Annotated in this window: 18 protein-coding genes, 1 tRNA gene and 1 other RNA gene; 2 read left to right on the top strand and 18 right to left on the bottom strand. The window is 36.1% G+C overall.

The features are described from left to right. Window positions 1–366: 366 nt before the first annotated feature. A complete protein-coding gene (locus tag T529_RS0109815; protein ID WP_033163431.1) occupies window positions 367–1,749 on the bottom strand; it encodes a C40 family peptidase in 1,383 nt (460 codons plus the stop codon). A 114-nt stretch (window positions 1,750–1,863) separates the two neighbouring features. Further along, window positions 1,864–2,310 carry a flavodoxin family protein gene (locus T529_RS0109810; protein WP_033163430.1) on the bottom strand — a complete coding sequence of 149 codons (447 nt, stop codon included), beginning with the start codon at window positions 2,308–2,310 and terminating at the stop codon, window positions 1,864–1,866. A gap of 133 nt (window positions 2,311–2,443) precedes the next feature. Between T529_RS0109810 and T529_RS0109805 the strand changes: the two genes are divergently transcribed. After that, window positions 2,444–2,518 (top strand) — tRNA-Gln (locus T529_RS0109805). 737 nt (window positions 2,519–3,255) lie between these two features. Here the strand turns inward: T529_RS0109805 and T529_RS0109800 are convergent. From T529_RS0109800 to T529_RS0109760, 9 genes are all read right to left on the bottom strand, one after another. Beyond that, complete coding sequence (locus T529_RS0109800) at window positions 3,256–3,735, bottom strand: helix-turn-helix domain-containing protein (protein WP_033163429.1); 480 nt, start codon at window positions 3,733–3,735, stop codon at window positions 3,256–3,258. A 101-nt stretch (window positions 3,736–3,836) separates the two neighbouring features. After that, window positions 3,837–4,958, bottom strand: coding sequence for a carboxynorspermidine decarboxylase (gene nspC, locus T529_RS0109795; RefSeq protein ID WP_033163428.1), 1,122 nt, complete (start codon window positions 4,956–4,958; stop codon window positions 3,837–3,839). 1 nt (window position 4,959) lies between these two features. Beyond that, window positions 4,960–6,219 carry a saccharopine dehydrogenase family protein gene (locus T529_RS0109790; RefSeq protein ID WP_033163427.1) on the bottom strand — a complete coding sequence of 420 codons (1,260 nt, stop codon included), beginning with the start codon at window positions 6,217–6,219 and terminating at the stop codon, window positions 4,960–4,962. Next, window positions 6,212–7,087 carry an agmatinase gene (gene speB, locus T529_RS0109785; RefSeq protein ID WP_033163426.1) on the bottom strand — a complete coding sequence of 292 codons (876 nt, stop codon included), beginning with the start codon at window positions 7,085–7,087 and terminating at the stop codon, window positions 6,212–6,214. Before speB ends, T529_RS0109790 begins: the two co-directional genes overlap by 8 nt. Beyond that, complete coding sequence (gene speE, locus T529_RS0109780; protein ID WP_033163425.1) at window positions 7,077–7,928, bottom strand: polyamine aminopropyltransferase; 852 nt, start codon at window positions 7,926–7,928, stop codon at window positions 7,077–7,079. Before speE ends, speB begins: the two co-directional genes overlap by 11 nt. Further along, window positions 7,928–9,379 carry an aminotransferase class I/II-fold pyridoxal phosphate-dependent enzyme gene (locus tag T529_RS0109775; protein WP_033163424.1) on the bottom strand — a complete coding sequence of 484 codons (1,452 nt, stop codon included), beginning with the start codon at window positions 9,377–9,379 and terminating at the stop codon, window positions 7,928–7,930. The genes speE and T529_RS0109775 overlap by 1 nt, the downstream gene beginning before the upstream one ends. 417 nt (window positions 9,380–9,796) lie before the next feature. Beyond that, the gene (locus tag T529_RS0109770) at window positions 9,797–11,149 is read right to left on the bottom strand and encodes a dihydrolipoyl dehydrogenase family protein (RefSeq protein ID WP_033163423.1); all 1,353 of its coding nucleotides are present in this window, start codon (window positions 11,147–11,149) and stop codon (window positions 9,797–9,799) included. 115 nt (window positions 11,150–11,264) lie between these two features. Then, window positions 11,265–11,669, bottom strand: coding sequence for a DUF2178 domain-containing protein (locus tag T529_RS0109765; RefSeq protein WP_033163422.1), 405 nt, complete (start codon window positions 11,667–11,669; stop codon window positions 11,265–11,267). After that, window positions 11,659–11,874 carry a helix-turn-helix transcriptional regulator gene (locus T529_RS0109760; protein WP_033163421.1) on the bottom strand — a complete coding sequence of 72 codons (216 nt, stop codon included), beginning with the start codon at window positions 11,872–11,874 and terminating at the stop codon, window positions 11,659–11,661. Before T529_RS0109760 ends, T529_RS0109765 begins: the two co-directional genes overlap by 11 nt. A 232-nt stretch (window positions 11,875–12,106) precedes the next feature. On the opposite strand from T529_RS0109760, the gene T529_RS0109755 reads away from it, so the two are divergent. Then, window positions 12,107–13,492, top strand: a complete 1,386-nt coding sequence (locus T529_RS0109755; protein WP_051646958.1) for an immunoglobulin-like domain-containing protein — start codon at window positions 12,107–12,109, stop codon at window positions 13,490–13,492. A gap of 161 nt (window positions 13,493–13,653) precedes the next feature. Here the strand turns inward: T529_RS0109755 and ssrA are convergent. The 7 genes from ssrA to T529_RS0109725 form a co-directional block, all read right to left on the bottom strand. Next, window positions 13,654–14,009, bottom strand: a transfer-messenger RNA (tmRNA) gene (gene ssrA, locus T529_RS12890). A gap of 64 nt (window positions 14,010–14,073) precedes the next feature. Then, the gene (smpB, locus tag T529_RS0109750; protein WP_033163420.1) at window positions 14,074–14,523 is read right to left on the bottom strand and encodes an SsrA-binding protein SmpB; all 450 of its coding nucleotides are present in this window, start codon (window positions 14,521–14,523) and stop codon (window positions 14,074–14,076) included. Further along, the gene (gene rnr / locus T529_RS0109745) at window positions 14,520–16,727 is read right to left on the bottom strand and encodes a ribonuclease R (RefSeq protein ID WP_051646957.1); all 2,208 of its coding nucleotides are present in this window, start codon (window positions 16,725–16,727) and stop codon (window positions 14,520–14,522) included. The genes smpB and rnr overlap by 4 nt, the downstream gene beginning before the upstream one ends. Window positions 16,728–16,844: 117 nt before the next feature. Then, the gene (gene secG / locus T529_RS0109740) at window positions 16,845–17,066 is read right to left on the bottom strand and encodes a preprotein translocase subunit SecG (RefSeq protein ID WP_033163419.1); all 222 of its coding nucleotides are present in this window, start codon (window positions 17,064–17,066) and stop codon (window positions 16,845–16,847) included. An 81-nt stretch (window positions 17,067–17,147) separates the two neighbouring features. Next, complete coding sequence (locus T529_RS0109735; RefSeq protein WP_051646956.1) at window positions 17,148–17,846, bottom strand: DsbA family oxidoreductase; 699 nt, start codon at window positions 17,844–17,846, stop codon at window positions 17,148–17,150. 108 nt (window positions 17,847–17,954) lie between these two features. Further along, on the bottom strand, window positions 17,955–18,524 hold the full coding sequence (locus tag T529_RS0109730) for a chromate transporter (protein ID WP_033163418.1): 570 nt from the start codon (window positions 18,522–18,524) through the stop codon (window positions 17,955–17,957). Beyond that, a partial coding sequence (locus tag T529_RS0109725; RefSeq protein WP_033163417.1) for a chromate transporter occupies window positions 18,521–19,057 on the bottom strand: 537 nt, incomplete at its 5' end. The genes T529_RS0109730 and T529_RS0109725, both read right to left, overlap by 4 nt.

Raw genomic sequence — 19,057 nt, 5'->3', positions numbered from 1 at the left:
CATGTCATAAAAGGAAGCAGAGAACTTTTTTTAACGAAATCACAGCTGTGTTTCCAAGACATGATCTCTCTGCTTTCTTAAGTCTATTATAATGTATGCCTACAAAATAAAAGACTAGAAGTTAAATATAAGCAACCTCTAGTCAGTACGTTTATTTAGTGAAGAGAAGAACGATACATTAATAGTCATAGCTATCAATCGTTGTTTACGAGCTTACCTTATGGATGTCTCAAGTTATAATGACTAACTTCTCTTCAGTGAAATGATATCACATCTAGATAAAATAAAAAACTAGAATTATTACTTGAATAACTTCTAGTTCTATAATACGAAAGACATAAGTATAAACTTATGCCTCATATATGACTAATATAATCTTCTAGCTACAAAATATTGTCTATTGTAGTAACCACTGTTGATATTGACAACCTTGACTACATCACCTGTTCTTGGTGCATGTACCATATTACCACCACCAACATAAATACCAACATGGTGTACGCCACTCTTAGAGCCATTACTACTAAAGAGAATAATATCACCAGCCTGAAGATTTCCACGACTTACTGCCTTTCCCATATTGACAAGTACCTGTGTAGAACAACGACCGAAATTGACACCATTCTGTCTATGTGCCCACCATACTAAACCGGAGCAGTCAAATGTATTAGGTCCTGCAGCACCCCATACATAATTAGATCCCTGTTTACTTAATGCCGTATTCGCAATCGCAAGTCCCTTAGACTGATTGCTTGGTGTTGCTGGCTGACTAGGTGCAGGTGTTGGTGCTGGTGCTGGAGCAGGTTTAGACGCGTTATTATTGGATTGAGATTGATGCTTATTAGTGTTTGTATTTTTATTTGTGTTATTCGAATTATTTGATGTATTGTTCTTAGCTGGTGTTGCTGGCTGACTAGGTGCTACTTGTTGCTGCTGAGCAGGATGATCTTCTACCGCCTGTGTAACGCCTTTTACTTCTGCTAATTTATCAGCCTTTTCAATATCAGCCATGTTTTTAGCAATGACTTCAATATTATCAGTATTCTGATTTAATTGTTGTTGTGAAGCATTTAATGAAGCCTTCTGGCCAGTTACCTTAGCAACTAATTCAGCCTGTTGCTTTGTTGCTGCTTGTTTTTGGACAGCCAATGCTTCTTTTGCAGACTTAAGTGTTGCTTGTTCAGCTTTGAGTTCATTTTCTTTCGCATGAATTTCATTAACTAAGTCATTTTCATAGCTTGTAAGATCGCCTAGAGTAGCAGCTCTAGAGAAGAACTCACCAAATGAAGCTGCCCCAAGTAAATAATCAGCATACATATTTGTATTTAACTGACTCTGTACAGAATATAATCTTGCTTTTAATTCTTCTTTCTTGGTCTTGATTTCATTTTCTGTATTTGTGATAGCTGTTGTAACATAATTAATCTTATTTGTATTATCTGCTATCTGACCATTGATTGTATCTAAAGACTTTACGATTTCATCAACACTCTTCTGTGTTTCTTCGATTGCCTTTTTTGCATCAGCAATCTGATTTTTTAGATTGGATGATTGATCTTTTAAATAACTATTAAATTCTTTACATGTCTTCTTATTACCTGTACTCAATGATGAAGAAGAACATAATTTATAATACTTAGATTCTTTGCCTGAAAAATCAGTAGCGTTAACGCTAGAAACCTGTGTATATGTAAGCGGAAGAACTAAAGTAGCTGTTAGTAATAATGAAAAAAACTTAGATTTACTCATATAACTCCCTCCCTAATTTATCTTTATTTATCTCAACATATCTCATTTTACATTTTTTTGATACTATCTCAACCCTAATCACCGTATTTATGATATTCACGTGGAAATGTCGAATTATCGTAAGATAATATCAGTAATAAAAGCCTGTGCCAAGCGTATATCCTTAATGCTAGGATGCTTTCTTGCAATACCACCAATAAGCTTCAAAGGGCCAAAGGTATCATAGCCTCTACAATAGTATGTGCCTAAATAAGTACTTTTTGTTTTCAAGATTTCTTCTGCTTCAGCTTCATACTTCTTATAATGGCTACCACATGTATAGACAATAAAAGTTTTCTTATTACTTAGATCTAAATTCTTAATCTGTTTCATTAAAGCATTAGATAACTTATTATAATAGACACCAGATGCAAATCCTAGATAATCATACTGACTAAGATCTGCACTTTTCACATAATTTATTGGTATTAAGTCAAGCTCTACTTCATCTTTCATAGCCTGTAATACCTTTAATGTATTTTCATGATGTACGGATACAAAGATAATACCTATTTTCGACATATGATCACCTTTCTTTATTCACATAATTCTTATTTTACTGCATTTTTCATACTTTTTTCAATTTATTTTCATTTTTTTAAATTTCTACTTGCATTAGCTTTTATACTGCGTTATATTAATTAGGCACTGCGATTGGGGTATAGCCAAGCGGTAAGGCAGCAGACTCTGAATCTGCCATTCGTAGGTTCGAATCCTACTACCCCAGCCATAGAAATTTCAAGATGCTTAGGCATCTTTTTTATTATATTGACTTGATTCATACATTTCGATATACTCTACTTGCGAACATGCTATCCAAGCATAGTGAAAGGACAAGAGATGCTAGCTCTTGTCCTTTCTAACTTTTAACGAGGTCTAGCTCGAGCGATGGTTGAGGATCGCCTTAATCTGTCTGAGACAAATCTTCAGTACTCTTTGAGCAATCAGGGAAATGATTGCTTCAGCGAAGCACTTAGAGATCCAGATGAGCATGCCCATCCAAGCCCCTCCTTTCTCGCCACAAATCGGAGGCGAAGGAAATGCTTCTGTATATTTATTCGTCAGAAAAATGTATTTTACTCATGAAAAGATGACCTTTTCATACAATGAAAATTGCCGAGGGCTATGTCATATTGACTTGGATGTTTCATTAGGATATACTCTACTTGCGAACATGCTGTCCAAGCATAGCGAAAGGACAAGAGATGCAACCTCTTGTCCTTTTTTTGTTAATACATATCAATAATTTGAATCACTGGTTTCTTTTAGATTATTTTTAAGATATGCTCATTATGTTGACTAATAAAATTTAAGGGAATATATTTTGGTTATAGTGTTGGTGATGCATTATTAATAGTTCTCATAAGTACCTCCTCTCTCGCCACTAATATTATTGAGGTCATGGAGATTCTATTATATTTGTGTCACAAAAAGCTGTGAGATGTAAATGCATCTCACAGCTTTCTTTTACTTTGATAAACGCTTCTTGTTGTAGAGAAAGGCACCAAGTGTTACGACAATCACCAAAATGCCTGTCGCCAGGAATGCGAATCCAACTGGTATCAAGAAGAAGTTCTCATGAAGAATACCTTTTGCATCAATGTATTCTACAGATAGTGACTTAATGATAAAGCAGGCAAGCCCTCCAAGCATTAAGAATCCGCCAATAACTGTAGCGATAAGATTCATCTTAGCACTTCTTCCTGTATTACCATCTTCGATTAATTTTTCAGTCATCTTATTCATATTAGTACCTCCAAGTATTAACTGATCCAAGGAGATATGAAATGTCGTTGCAATTTCAATTAGTGTCTCAATATCAGGGAGATTCTTGTTGTTCTCCCAATTTGATATAGCTTGTCTTGTGACATGAAGCTTACTAGCAAGTTGTTCCTGTGTCAGCTTGTTGTCCTTTCTTAATTGTTTGATTGAATCACTGAATTCCATTTCGTTTCCTCCTTGCACTTTCACTATAGAATGGAGGTATGATTTCTACAAGAAAGCGGTCATTGCATAACTGTTTTTATGGCAAGAGTCACTTGCGCAAGCTATAAACGGCGTTTAAAGTCTTGATATCCGAATGTTTTATGAATGATATAGTCGTTGTTGTCTTCAATAACGATATCAGGTAAATTCATGCCATTAAATGTGTTTGTCTTAACCATTGTATAGAGAGCCATATCTTCAAATTCTAGACGATCACCAACATGAAGAGGTTCATCAAAAGAGTAATCTCCAATAATATCACCAGCTAGACATGTTGGTCCTCCTAATCTATAAGTATAGGCTTTTTCTTCAGGTAAACCACTGTTTTTTAAAGGTGGACGATATGGCATCTCAATAACATCGGGCATATGGCATGCTGCTGATGTGTCGAGGATGGCTAATTGTATCTTGTTATAATTTGTTTCTAAGACGGATGTAAGCAATGTTCCTGCGTTAAGTACAAATGCTTCACCTGGTTCAATATAAACATCAACATCATACTCCTCTTGAACATGTTTAATGCATTTGATCAAGACTTCTTTGTCATAATCTTCTCTTGTGATGTGATGACCGCCACCAAAATTGATCCATTTCATTTGATACATGTATTGACCAAACTTTTCTTCAACAGCTTTTAATGTCTTTTCTAAATCATATGCATTCTGTTCACATAAGGTATGAAAATGCAATCCTTCAACATGTGTCAATAACTCAGGTTGAAAGTTCTCAAGCGTAATCCCTAGTCTACTATATGGTGCACATGGGTCATATATGGCATGCCCAACTTGCGTCGAACATTCTGGATTAATTCTTAAGCCAATGCTCTTATGTTTTTCAAGAACACGGCTCTGATATTTTGAAAGCTGAGAGAAAGAGTTAAAAATGATATCATCACAATAGTCAATGATTTCATCTATTTCATCTTCACGATATGCTGGAGAGAAGACATGATTCTCTTTGTTCATTTCTTCCCTGCCCAGTCTTGCTTCAAATAGCCCACTTGCCGTGCATCCATCGACATATTGACCAATAAGTGGATAGAGAGCATACATGGAAAAGCATTTTTGCGCAAGCAGGATTTTACATCCCGTCCTTGCTTTTATTCCATGAAGAATTTCAAGATTATGAATAAGCTTGTCTTTTTGAATAATGAAACATGGTGTACGTAGTTCTGTTTTCTTCATATTAGTCGACCAATACCGGATGATGGTTTTCTTTCTTTGGAAGGCCATATTGATCAAGAGCAGCAATAAATGGATCCGGATCAAACTCTTCAACCGTATAAACACCTGCTTTATTCCATTTCTTCTCTAAAAGCATAAGTGCCCCACACATGGCAGGAACTCCTGTTGTATAAGAGACAGCCTGACTTCCTACTTCCTTATAACACTCTTGATGATCACAAATGTTATAGATATAGTAGCTCTTTTCCTGACCATCTTTCTTACCTGTAAAGATACAGCCAATATTTGTCTTTCCTACTGTACGTTCTCCAAGTGTGGCTGGATCTGGAAGTAGAGCTTTTAAGAATTTAATTGGGACGATCTCTTTGCCTTCAAACATCACTGGACTTGTTGAAAGCATACCAACATCTTCTAAGCATCTCATATGATCAAGATAGCTTTGTCCAAATGTCATGAAGAAACGTATACGCTTTGCTTCAGGAATATTGACATTGAGTGATTCAATTTCCTCATGATGTAGTAAATACATATCTTTTTTACCTACGCCATCAAAGTTATATTCACGTTTGATAGACATGGCTGGAATTTCCACCCATTTATTATTTTCAATATAACTACCTGGGGCTGAGACTTCTCTTAGATTGACTTCTGGGTTGAAATTTGTCGCAAAGGCATAACCATGATCACCACCATTACAATCAAGAATATCAATGGTATCAATTGTATCAAACTCATGCTTTTTCGCATAAGCACAATAAGCCTGCGTTACACCCGGATCAAAACCACAGCCAAGTAATGCCGTTAAGCCAGCCTCTTCAAACTTTTTCTTATAAGCCCATTGCCAGCTGTAATCAAAGTAAGCACTAAAGCCTTTTTCTGTACATCTCTTTTCATAGATAGCACGCCAGCTAGGATCATCCGTATCTTCTGGTTCGTAGTTAGCTGTATCCATATAGTTAACGCCTGCTTCCAGACACGCATCCATAATAGTAAGGTCCTGATAAGGTAAAGCAATATTCATGACTAAATCTGGCTGGTAGCTTTTAATGAGGGCAACAACCTCATCTTTGTTGTCAGCATTGACTTTAGCTGTAGTCATCTTTGTTTTGGTTTTTCCTTCAAGCTTTTCTTTTAAAGCATCACATTTTGAAACTGTTCTTGAAGCAATACAGATATCAGTAAAGACATCATCCACCTGACAACATTTCTGAATTGCTACCTGGGCTACTCCCCCGCAACCAATAACTAATACTCTACTCATTTTCTTCTTCTCCTTTTGATAATTCTAATAATGATTCTCTTACTAACTTACAAACTAATGCCGTTGAAGCGCCACTCGCATCCAGCATGGGGCTTAATTCATTCATATCCATCCCGACAATATCAAGCTGGCTGATAACTGTATGAATAGCTTGTTGGAGTTCTTTAAATGTGACCCCACCATATTCAGGTGTACCTGTTCCTGGGAAGTATGATGGATCTAATACGTCTAAATCAATTGTAAAATAAATCTTCTTACCCTTTAAGCTTTCCACAACTTCCTCTAAGCCATCAAAACTAAACTTATGAAGATCACAATGTTCTTTCGCAAATAAGAATTCCTCACGCATCCCACTTCTTATTCCAAACTGATGAATCTTATGATCTCCCACTAACTCATAACAACGACGAATAACGCAGGCATGGGACAACTTGACACCAAGATAATCATCACGTAAATCCGTATGCGCATCAAAATGGATAATCTCTACATCAGGATATTGTTCAAAGATTGCTTTGAAAGCTCCTAATGTCACTAAATGCTCTCCTCCAATCATCAAAGGCAACTTGCCATCTTGGATGATTGTTTTTGTTCGTTCATAGATGGACTGTAATGCCATCTCATTACTACCCATTGGTAATTCAATATCACCACTGTCAAAATAATAGTGATAGTCTTCAAGATCCTTATCAAGATAGGGACTATAGGTTTCAATACCATAAGATTCATTACGAATGGCATTGCTCGCAAAACGTGTACCCGGGCGATAGGATGTTGTCGAATCGAAAGGTGCTCCAAAGAGGACAATTCTGGCATCTTCATATTCACAATCACAACCTATAAATGTTACAACATTCTTATTCAACATCTTTCAACAACTCCTCTACATAAACTGGTAAGGCAAAAATACCTTTATGCAATCTTGTTGCATAATATCTTGTAGGAATATCTAACGCATTCCATGCTTCCTCTTTAATATCATCTAAAGGATGATAAGCCTTACTCGCAAAACCAAATAACCAATGTCCTGATGGATAGGAAGGAATAAATCCTTGATAGACCTTTACAATAGGAAATGACTGAACAATTTTCTGATGCATTCTTTGTACCATAAAGGCTTCATCACGATAAAAGGGACTTTCATGCTGATTAATCATAATACCATCATCATGTAATGCCTTATGACATAGCCCATAGAACTCCCTCGTAAATAGGCCTTCCCCCGCTCCATAAGGATTAGGTGAATCAATAATAATCAGATCATACTCATCATCAAGAGAACGAATAAAACGAACACCATCCTCGTGATATATATGCACCTTTTCATGATCAAGAGAACTCGCCATCTCAGGTAAGTACTTCTTGCAAACATCTACTAAGAGCGGATCAATTTCAACTACATCAATAATATCAATAGAATCATACTTCATCAGTTCACGCACAACACCGCCATCTCCGCCACCAATAACAAGCACTTCTTTAATATTGGGATTAACAGCCATAGCCACATGTACTAGGAGTTCATGATAAATAAATTCATCTTTTTCTGTTAACATGATATCTCCATCTACAACCAATATTTTCCCAAACTCTCTTGTTTGAAGAACATCAATATGTTGTTCGGATGATTGCTGGCTAAAGAGCTGCTCTTCTACTTTGATAGAAAGCTTAACAGTATCCGTATGTTCGTCATTGAACCATAAATCCATTATTCTTCTCTCCCTTTGATGACATTCAGTTCATTAATATATGGATCAACAGGGCCTGTAATAGAGCAGCCCTTGTCTTTTGCATAGGTAATATAGTCAATTATTTCCTCGGTAATAAGTTCACCAGGTGCTAAGATTGGTATTCCTGGAGGATAACACATGACAAATTCACTGCAGACTTTACCGACTGTTTCTTGAATTGGTAGTGATTCTTTTTGGGCATAGAATGAATCCTGAGGGGACATGATGACTTTGGGATTGATATATTCATTGGACATCAAGCCAGTACGATCTTTTGAATAACGACGCTTGATATCGGCAAGAGCAGTCACTAGGCGTTCAATATCCTGTTTGCGGTCACCAACCGAAATGTAAGCAAGTATATTGCCTAAATCACCAAACTCTATTTGAATATCATATTCATCTCTTAAGATGTCATATACTTCAATGCCAGCTAGTCCAATATCAAGAGTATTGATGGATAGCTTTGTGACATCGAAATCATAAATACTATTCTTGTTGATAAGTTCTGGACCAAAGGCATAATAACCACCAATACGATTGATTTCATTTCTTGCATAACTTGCAAGATATTCCACTCTATCAAAAGCTTCCTGACCACGCAGGGCAAGATTACGTCGAGAAATATCCAAAGATGATAGTAGTAAATAGCTAGCACTTGTTGTTTGTGTGAGGTTAATGATCTGTCGCACATAACCTTTATTCATATTTTCCCCAATCAACAAGAAAGAGCTTTGTGTTAAACTACCACCGGACTTATGCATACTGACGGATGCCATATCAGCTTTTGCTTTCATAGCTGTAATAGGCATATTCTTGCCAAAATAGAAATGTGTCCCATGTGCTTCATCAACCAATACTTTCATGCCATGTTTATGTCCAATTTTGACAATATCCTCCAAGGCAGAACATATGCCATAGTATGTAGGATTATTTACTAAGATTGCCTTTGCATCAGGATTCTTTTCGATGGCACTTTTAACATCTTCAATTTCCATTCCTAACGATATGCCAAGTTCATGATCTATTTTTGGATTCACATAAACTGGAATAGCCCCACAGAGTACCAGGGCATTAATAGCACTACGATGCACATTTCTAGGTAGAATAATCTTATCGCCCTGTTTACAGCAACTTAAGATCATTGTCTGAACAGCACTTGTTGTTCCACCAACCATCAAGAAAGCATAATAAGCGCCAAAAGCATCAGCCGCCAATTCTTCAGCTTCCTTAATAACAGATACAGGATGGCATAGATTATCAAGTGGCTTCATAGAATTCACATCAATACCAACACACTTCTCTCCAAGCAACTCCACTAACTCAGGGTTGCCTCTTCCCCTTTTGTGTCCTGGCACATCAAAGGGCACAATACGCATCTTACGAAACTTTTCCAATGCTTCATAAATAGGTGCTTTACTTTGATTCATTTCGACTCTCCTTTACACAAAAAAACACAAGCATGCATGCATACTTGCGCTCAATCATTCGTATAAACAATAAGCCTAAATGGATATAAAAAGATATACGAAATATTAAACAGAATGGCAGGAGTCTATATAGCAAATATTTTAGCTTTTAATACTCAATTGACCGTTTCACAAGTTGCGTGCAATGCACAAAATAGTTATAAAGTAACCAACTTATAAAATTCGAGCTTTTAACTCAATCAACCATGATCATTGATAAAGCCCTTATCACTTTATCGATCATTAAAATATTCGCATGGTAAGCCATTGTGTTTCTATCGTATCTATTTCTACCACACAAGATGAGTATATTGGAATACGACAAATAAATCAATATATTTTTGAAAAAGCTAAAAAGAGCACCGAAGTGCTCATTTATTATGCTTTTTTGAGAAGTGGTTTTAAGGCAAAAACTACTTGATATGTTTGTGTTGGGAAGGCAAAGATCATTGATGCTAAATCTAGTGCTGTCATCTTTTTATTAATGATTAAAGTGATGAAGTCTAAGATTGTTGCTGCTTCACTACTATAGATAGCTGCACCAACGAGATAGCCTTCCTTATCAAGGATAAATGTATAGTGTGCTTCTTTTTCTCTATTATTCACCCATTCATTTGATACACCAAATGGGATACGTTCTACTCGATAGAGTTCAGGATGAGCTTCTGCTTCATCAACTGTAACACCTACCTGAGCAATTCTAGGTAGAGTGAAGACGAGATTTGGAATAGCTGGGTATGTAATTGGATTTGGATTCATGCCAAGAATATGATAGGCAATATAGTTCGATTCAAATTCAGCAGTTGGTGTAAGCTTAGGAATACGTTTATCAACAACATCCCCACTTGCATAGATATTCCCTACACTTGTCTGCATATATTCATTGACAACAATACCTCTTCTAGAAGCTTCAATACCTAATGCTTCTAAGCCTAAATTTTCGACATTAGCTACTCGTCCTGTTCCTTCAACGATATAATCCGCAATAAATGTCTGATCCTGTGTATATACGATGTAACCTGCATCAGTCTTTTCAACTTTTTGAACACTCTGGTTAAAGCTAAATGTTGCACCTAAGTCCTCCATTTTCTTGACCATCATGTTGACGTAATCACTTGGATACTGAGCTAAAGCTCTAGGGGCAAAGTCAATAACTGTGACTTTCTTGCCTAAAGCTAATGCCATTGATGCAAATTCCATACTAATGACACCTGCTCCGACAAATAATAATGATTCCGGCATTTCATCTAAGTCTAGGAAATCTTTACTATGATGCATATATTTTGCACCTTCAATTGGTAAAGAAGAATCTCTTGCGCCAGTACCAATAACGATATATTCAGCTGTATAATTCTTTCCATCAACATTAACAGTATGGGCATCAGTAAGTGTGCCATGTCCCTTAAGCACTTCAATACCATATTTCTCAAATGCCTGTCCTAGTAATGGACTAAATGCCCCGATAAGTTTCTTCTTATAGGCCATTAAGTTCTTCCAGTTAATATCAGGTGTCTGCATTCCTAAATCATTATAACGTGCAAAACCTTCCTGATAGACAAAAGGTCCATCTAAGAGAATCTTGGCATCACAGCCATAGTTTGTACAAGTACCACCATTCTTATCTTCTTCAATCATGGCCACTTTCTTACCAGCCATCTTTAAAGCAATTGCACCATGGTTGCAGGCATGACCACTACCAATAAATAAAACATCATAATCGTAACTACGCATTCTTGAATCCTCCTTATATTTTGTGTAATTATATTGTGTACAATTTATATAATAGACATATTTATATAAATGTCAATGACAACACATAAAAAGTGCATCAAAATGCACTTTCAAACTAATATTTCTTATTCAGATAGAAATAAGCAACACTATACACCAATAACACAAAACAAACACTCATCAAAAGAAAGTTCGCAAGAAAATCTTGTCTAAATATATAAGCAACCAAGCCACCAACTGCATAGACAATAATCATGATATATCCTGCTAAAGCCCATGAACGCATTCTCACATACCTACATCTCTCATCCTTCAAAGCAAGATCATATTCCTCTTTATATTGAGGATCTTTAATATAGCGTAATTGTTTCAGGAAGAAGAGAATACCTACTCCAATAAAACCACTGCCAATGCCTACAAATCGATCACCATGCAATACGCCCGCATAACTTAATATAGAAATAATCAACCCAGCACCTATTAAAATCATACATACAATAATCTTTCGATCATACTTCATTTTCATTCTCTCCTTCATCAAATATAAATACATCTTCAATATGCATTCCAAACAATACCGCAATCTTATGTGCCAACATAATGGACGGATTATACCTACCATTTTCTAATGAACTAATGGTTTGTCTAGAGACGCCTAACATCTTTCCTAATTCATCCTGTCTGATACCTTTTATTTTTCGAATCTCCTCAATTCTATTCTTCATTGCACACCTCTATGTAAAGCTTACTTTACATATATATTAGAATATTTATGATATATTGTCAAGCGTGCTTTACATTTATTGCTTATTTTATATCTAATTAGATATATTATTAATGTTTTTTTAATAAATTATGGCGTTTTTATGGTATTATTTTGAAATCATGATATTATTGTGTTTGTAATTTAAGAAAATCTTAAGAATTTAGCCAAAGAACTATCAGAGGTGAACTATTATGAAATTCCTATTTATATCAAAAACAAAAGCAAAACAGCTTGTCTTTCCTTTCGTACTTGTTGCAGGATCTTTAGCTGCTGTCGGCTTTGCAGGTGCTGACCGAGAAGCTCCTGTCATTAAAACAAAAGAACTTACAGTAGCCTATGGCTCTATCGTAACAGCTAGTGATATCAAGGTTACTGACAACAAGACACCTAAAAATCGTCTTAAAGTCACTATTGCGAATACAAACAATTCACTGACAGGTGTTGGTACCTATACTATTCCTGTAACAGCTACTGATGCTGCCAATAATACGGCTGAAAAGACAATCACAGTGCATGTGAAAGATATGAAGGCTCCTAAGCTTTCTGTTGCTTCCAACTATAAAGGTACTGGTAATGAAAAGAAGCCTATCGATATCACTGCTGGCTCAACAATTAATCCTTTAGACTATGTTACTGCAAAAGATGATGTTGATGGTGATGTTTCTCCATTCATTACTGCATCTAATACATTAAATACAAGCCAAATTGGTGTACAGAAAGTTACTTATACAGTTGATGATGAAGCAGGTAATACTTCTACAAAAGATGTTTATTTCAATGTCTTAGATAATGTTGCTCCTATTATTACACAAAAGAATAATATTGTTGATTGTGGTTCTCAGTTTGATCTTAATACGTACTTTGAAGGAAAAGATAACTTCTCAACAGCTACTCTTACTTCAGATACAACAATCAATACAACACAATTAGGTGTACAAACAATCAATGTCACTGCTACAGATGAAGCAGGCAATAAGACTCAGGGTACATACAATGTCGAAGTCAAAGACATTACTGCCCCTACTCTTAATCTTACTACAACAGAAGTTAAAGCCATGGTTGGTGATAGCTTTAATGCTTTAAGCTATGTTGCTAGTGCAACAGATACAAAAGATGGTGATTTAAAAGCCAATGTCAAAGCTACTTTACCAAATATGAATTCTATTGGAACACAAACAGTAACATATACAGTTAGTGATGCAGCTGGTAATCAGACCCAGGCACAACTTAATGTCATTGTTAGAAATCCTGAAATTGTAAAAGCAGAAAACTGGAGAGGGCCAAGATTAAATAGAAGTGCTGGTTCTATTACTGGACCTAGTGGTAAAGAAACATATTACAACCTCAATATGTCCGGTGTTGTCAGAAACATGCAAAGACGTGGTTATAATGCACAATATTGGGTAAGAGGTGATGGTGTAAAGATGTATGGTGATTATGTGATGGTTGCAGCTAACTTAGGGTTAAGACCATATGGTACAATTGTTGCTACATCACTTGGTGCTGGTATTGTTGTGGATACTGGTACTTTCGCTTCAAGCAATCGCACACAATTAGATATCGCTGTCGCATGGTAAAAGGTCTGGAATAATCCAGACTTTTTTCTTTATATTGGATTCATAGAAAATATAATTCTTTTTAAATAGATAAGTAAACATATAAAATAAAAAGTTAAAGTAGTTTTAATCTACCTTAACTTCTATTTGAAACGAATTTTAACTTAATTCGTGAATATACATGGTGGAGGTGAGGGGAATCGAACCCCTGTCCAAAAGTCGTCCCATATTAAGCATCTACAGTTTATCTTGTCGAATAGATTTAAGTAAGCTACGATCCACAAGCAGTCTTTCACTTACCGATTCTCTGTATTTTCGAGGTTCTAGTCGAGACATCCCAGTTCCCTTATCCCACTAGGTTATGTTACTAGACAGCATGATTGTGAGAGCTCATGCGCTAGCATTTCGCGAGTCTAACGTCGACTACTAAGCGAAAGCGTAATTAGTTCTGTTTCCAGATATTTGTTTTGAGGTTTAACGTCTCCCGACGACTGCAACCTAATTCAAACTGACCCCTGTCGAATCCAAGAACACCCCCGGATTACAGGCATCATCTTCTGATGCCCTTTTAGTATATAGCCTTATTTCATGAAAATCAATCTTTAGTAACGGTTCTTCATGGCTTTATCAATATCACGCTGCATTGCCTTTTCTTTAAGATCATTACGCTTATCATAAAGCTTTTTACCTTTTACTAATGATACTTCAATCTTAAGTTTTGAACTATTTCCAAAATAGAGCTTTGTAGGAACAAGGGTTAACCCTTGTTCCATAATAGCTTTAGAAAGCTTATTAATTTCTTTTTTATGGAGAAGGAGTTTACGTTCTCTACGACTATCAACATTAAACATATTTCCTTGTTCATAAGGAGCAATATGCATATTGACAACAAAAGCTTCTCCATTCTTTATACGTACATAGCTATCTTTAAGATTAGCTGAACCTTTACGTACTGATTTAATCTCTGTTCCTTTTAATTCAATACCTGCTTCATAGGATTCAAGTATGAAGTAGTCATGATAAGCTTTTTTATTCTGTGCAACAATTTTCATCGCTTACCACCCCTTCTTCTTGCACGTGTATGTGTTCTTTGTCCACGATGTTCTTTATGTTTTCTTGATGTTGGATGTGCTATTGAAGAGTGCTTAGCACGTCTAGGTTTTCTAGATTTTGCATAGTTATTCGCATCGACAAAGTCAACCTGCTTCTCAAGCTTGTTAGCATCTTTGACAATAACTTCGACAGTATCTGAAAGACGATACATCTTGCGTGTTCTCTGTCCTATCAACATTAACTGCTTTTCATCATAAATATAATAATCATCAGCTAAGTCAGTAATATGAACTAAACCTTCAATAGTATTAGGAAGTTCAACAAAGAAACCAAAAGAAGTGACTGAAGAAATAATTCCCTTAAACTTCTCTCCAATATGATAACTCATATATTCAGCTTTCTTCATATCATCAACATCATATTCCGTATCAACAGCACGCTTTTCACAATCACTTGAACTATCAGCTAACTGAGGGACAACCTCAGCAAAATGTTCAATATTGCTGTAGTTTTCATTAAAGAGATAATTGCGAATAAGACGATGAACAAGTAAATCAGGATATCTTCTAATTGGCGATGTGAAATGTGTATAGTATTCATCAGCTAGACCAAAGTGTCCTAGGCATAATTCTGAATATCTTGCTTTCTGCATACTGCGTAAGAGTAATGTAGAAATAACAGGATGTTCTGGTTTGCCCTTACTCTTAGTGATGATCTTGGCGAGTTCTTTTGGCTTAATGTCATCAAGAGAGCCATGAATGTTATAACCTAGAGGTTTCGCAATCGCTAAGAACTGCTCAAGCTTGTTTTTCTTTGGAGTTTCATGGACACGGTAAATAAATGGAACATCAAGCCATTTAAAGTGTTCAGCAACTGTTTCATTAGCTGCTAACATGAATGATTCAATCATACGGTCTGATTCACCACGTACTCTTAATTGAACATCAATAGGTTTACCCTTCTCATCAACAATAATCTTGGCTTCATCCGTATCAAAATCAATAGCCCCTCGAATATTTCTAGCTCTTGTAAGAATATCCGATAATTCCTTCATTGTCTCAAAGAGTTCTACAGAATCCGCATATTTCTTGCGCATTTCCTGATCACCATCAAGTATCTTATTGACATTAGTATATGTCATACGATGTGTTGAATGAATGACTGTTGGCAAGATACGATGATCGACAACCTGACCTTTCTGATCGATTTCCATAAAGCATGAAATTGTATAACGATCCACCCCTTCATTAAGGGAACAAATACCATTAGAGAGCTTATGTGGAAGCATAGGAATAACACGGTCTACAAGATAGACAGAAGTGCCTCGATCAACAGCTTCAAGATCCAATGGTGTGCCTTCTTCAACATAGTAAGAAACATCTGCAATATGAACACCCAATTCATAATGCTTATTCTCTAACTTACGTAATGAAATGGCATCATCCAAGTCCTTTGCTTCATCACCATCAATAGTGACAATAAGCATATCACGTAAATCCGTTCTTCCCTTCATGCCAGCAGGATCAATTTCATCAGGAATATTCTCCACCTGCTGATAGACTTCTTCAGGGAAGTCGATATGAATACCATGATCATAAACAATCGAAAGAATATCTACACCTGGATCATTCTTATGACCGATGATTTCAACAATATCCCCTCTTAAAGGCTTATAGCTTGTTATATGAACAATAACTTTATGACCAGGCATAGCACCTTTAATATGGGCATCATTAATACGAATTTGTCCTATTCTTGAATCATCTGCATTAACATAAGTCTTGCCCTTTAGCTTCACAACTAAGCCTACAACATCTTTAATATTATGTTCTAAGACTCTTACAATACTTGCTTCATCACTGTGAGGATCATCATTGAGTTTATGAATGATGACTGTATCACCATTTAATGCCCCATTGACAAGATTGGAACGTACAAAGAATTCCTTGTCTTCCGCAACCTTAACAAAACCAAAACCTTTCTTATTGAGCTGTAATATACCTTTAAAATAACCTAATGATTCAGGTGTAAAGTATTGATTAAACTGATCTCTAACGATCTCACCATCATCTTCCAATTGATTCAAAAGTTTCATGAAATTTGCAAAGTCTTCACTTTTAATCTTAAAGATACGTGTGAGATCTTGTATTGTTCGTTCATGATTATGATCATCAGATAATAATCTTAATATTTCTTCTCTCATTTTCTTACCTTTCTAGATACTTTATTATAATGCCTACTTTTCAATATTATAGTTCACTCATGTTATATCTTTCTAAAGATTCCCATAAGAAAAAATAGAGCACTTAGTGCCCTATTTCTATGAACCCATTCTAATCAAGATTGCAATCACAAAGAATGCAATACCTAAGCCAATCGTTAATCTTGTAAGAACAAGATCAGCACCTCTCTCTTTTTGTTGAGCAAACAAGTTAGAGCTCTGACCTGTTAATGCATTAACGATACCGTCTGTTTTTCCTGATTGTAATAGACATACAATAATAAGGGCTATTGATACAATTAATAATATTGTTTCTAACATATCAATATAACCTCCTCTTTTCTCTTCTACGCTTGTTCATATTATCATAAAGTATGCCATATTACAACATTTTTCCATTTTCTATTGACATCCATCAATGCCGCAGCTCTCTCCTTCAACAACAATCTTCTCTTCTGCTATAATTTGTTTTAGAACATCTTTCATTTGTGCCTTAGGCAGTGCTCCCGGAACAGCATACTTATTCGCAAAAACAAAGTATGGTACAGCAGTAACATTATATTGTGTTGCTAGGTTTTCTTCTAAGCGCACATCTTTCGCATAAGCATCTGTTTGTATAATAGAATTAACATCTTCTTCACTCAAACCATATTCTAATGCAATATGCTTTAATGTTTCTAAATCAGACATCATTGTATGTTCTTCAAACATCGCTTTAAATATTCGCGCAATAAACTGATTAGCCTTATTCAAGGGTAATTTCTCCTGGGCAAGCTTTGTAAGTCTATGGGCGTCAAATGTTGATGTATAACGGGCATTTGCATAATCTAAGACAATACCTGCTTCCCTTCCCATATCTTCAATCTTCTTTATTTCAGCACTTGCTTTTTCTCTTGATACACCATACTTTTTAGCAACTAAGTTTGTTGTATCTCCCATATATGTTTTAGGAGCACTTGGATCAAGCTCGAACGATAGCATTTGTAATTCTACCTGTTCTTCTAGCCCAAGTTCTTTAATGGCTGCTTCTAAGTTACTTTTACCAATAAAACAAAATGGGCATGCATAATCAGACCAGTAGTTAATAGATATTTTATTCATCTTCTATACCTCTTTTCATCTATACACTATCATTGTATTGTGCACAATACAAATAAAGTGCAATGAAAAACAGCTACCAGTATTCTCCAGTAGTTGTTTACTTAAATCTTATAATAAGGTGCCAATATAATACTGTGCCACATTCATAACCCCTGCTAGCACCATGACCAGTACAGGATCCATTTTATATTTCATCAGCATGACCATGCATATAATGAATATGACGATCATCTGATATTTGATATTCTTTATGATTATTAGTCCTGATTCACCAAAGAATGCCGTGATGAGAATAGAAACACCAGCCGTGGCAATCAGTGATACGACGGCAGGTCGCAGCATCTTCAGTATTTCCTGCAGTAATGATAAGTTCCGGTATTTCAGGTAGAAATGAGAAATGACCGTTACCAACAGTATTGATGGCAGGATGCACCCTATCGTTGCAACAATAGCCCCTGGTATTCCTGCAATCTTTATGCCTACAAACGTTGCTGAATTCACTGCAATTGGTCCTGGCGTCATCTGCGAAATGGATATCAGATCAGTAAATTCACTTACTGTCAGCCAGTGATGCACATTGATCACTTGTTCCTGAATGAGGGGCATGGATGCATAGCCTCCGCCAAAACTCAGAGCGCCTACCTGCAGGAAGCTGATGAAAAGCTGTAATAAAGTCATGACTGCTCGCTTCCTTTCGTCTTGATGAAGGCACTTATTAGTCCAATGCCGATGCATGATAAGATGACAATGACAATATTGACATTAAAAATATAATTAGCTACGAATGATCCAACCATAATGACAGGATAAATGATTGTCTTTTCCTTCAAGATTCCAGCTCCCATCTCAAAGCATACCGATGCAATGACAGCACCAACGCCTGCCTGCATTCCTTGCAGCATCAAGGCTACGACTGTATTCGTTTTGATGATTTCATAGATGACAGAAATTAGAGAGATGATTGTAAAGGGAGGAATGATTGTCCCGATCACAGCCACAAAGACACCAAGGAGTCCAGCAATTTTATATCCAACGACAATGGCTCCATTGACTGCAATAGCACCAGGTGCAGACTGCGCAATGGCAATGAGATCAAGCATTTCATCTTCTTCAATCCAATGTAACTGCCCGACGAATTTCTTTCTCATCAGCGTAACAATGACATAACCGCCACCAAAGGTAAATGCACTTAAATACAATGTTGAAAGAAA

The sequence above is a fragment of the Sharpea azabuensis DSM 18934 genome (genome assembly GCF_000702165.1).
Taxonomy (GTDB): Bacteria; Bacillota_I; Bacilli_A; order Erysipelotrichales; family Coprobacillaceae; genus Sharpea; species Sharpea azabuensis.
This window is presented reverse-complemented; position numbering and strand designations above follow the sequence as displayed.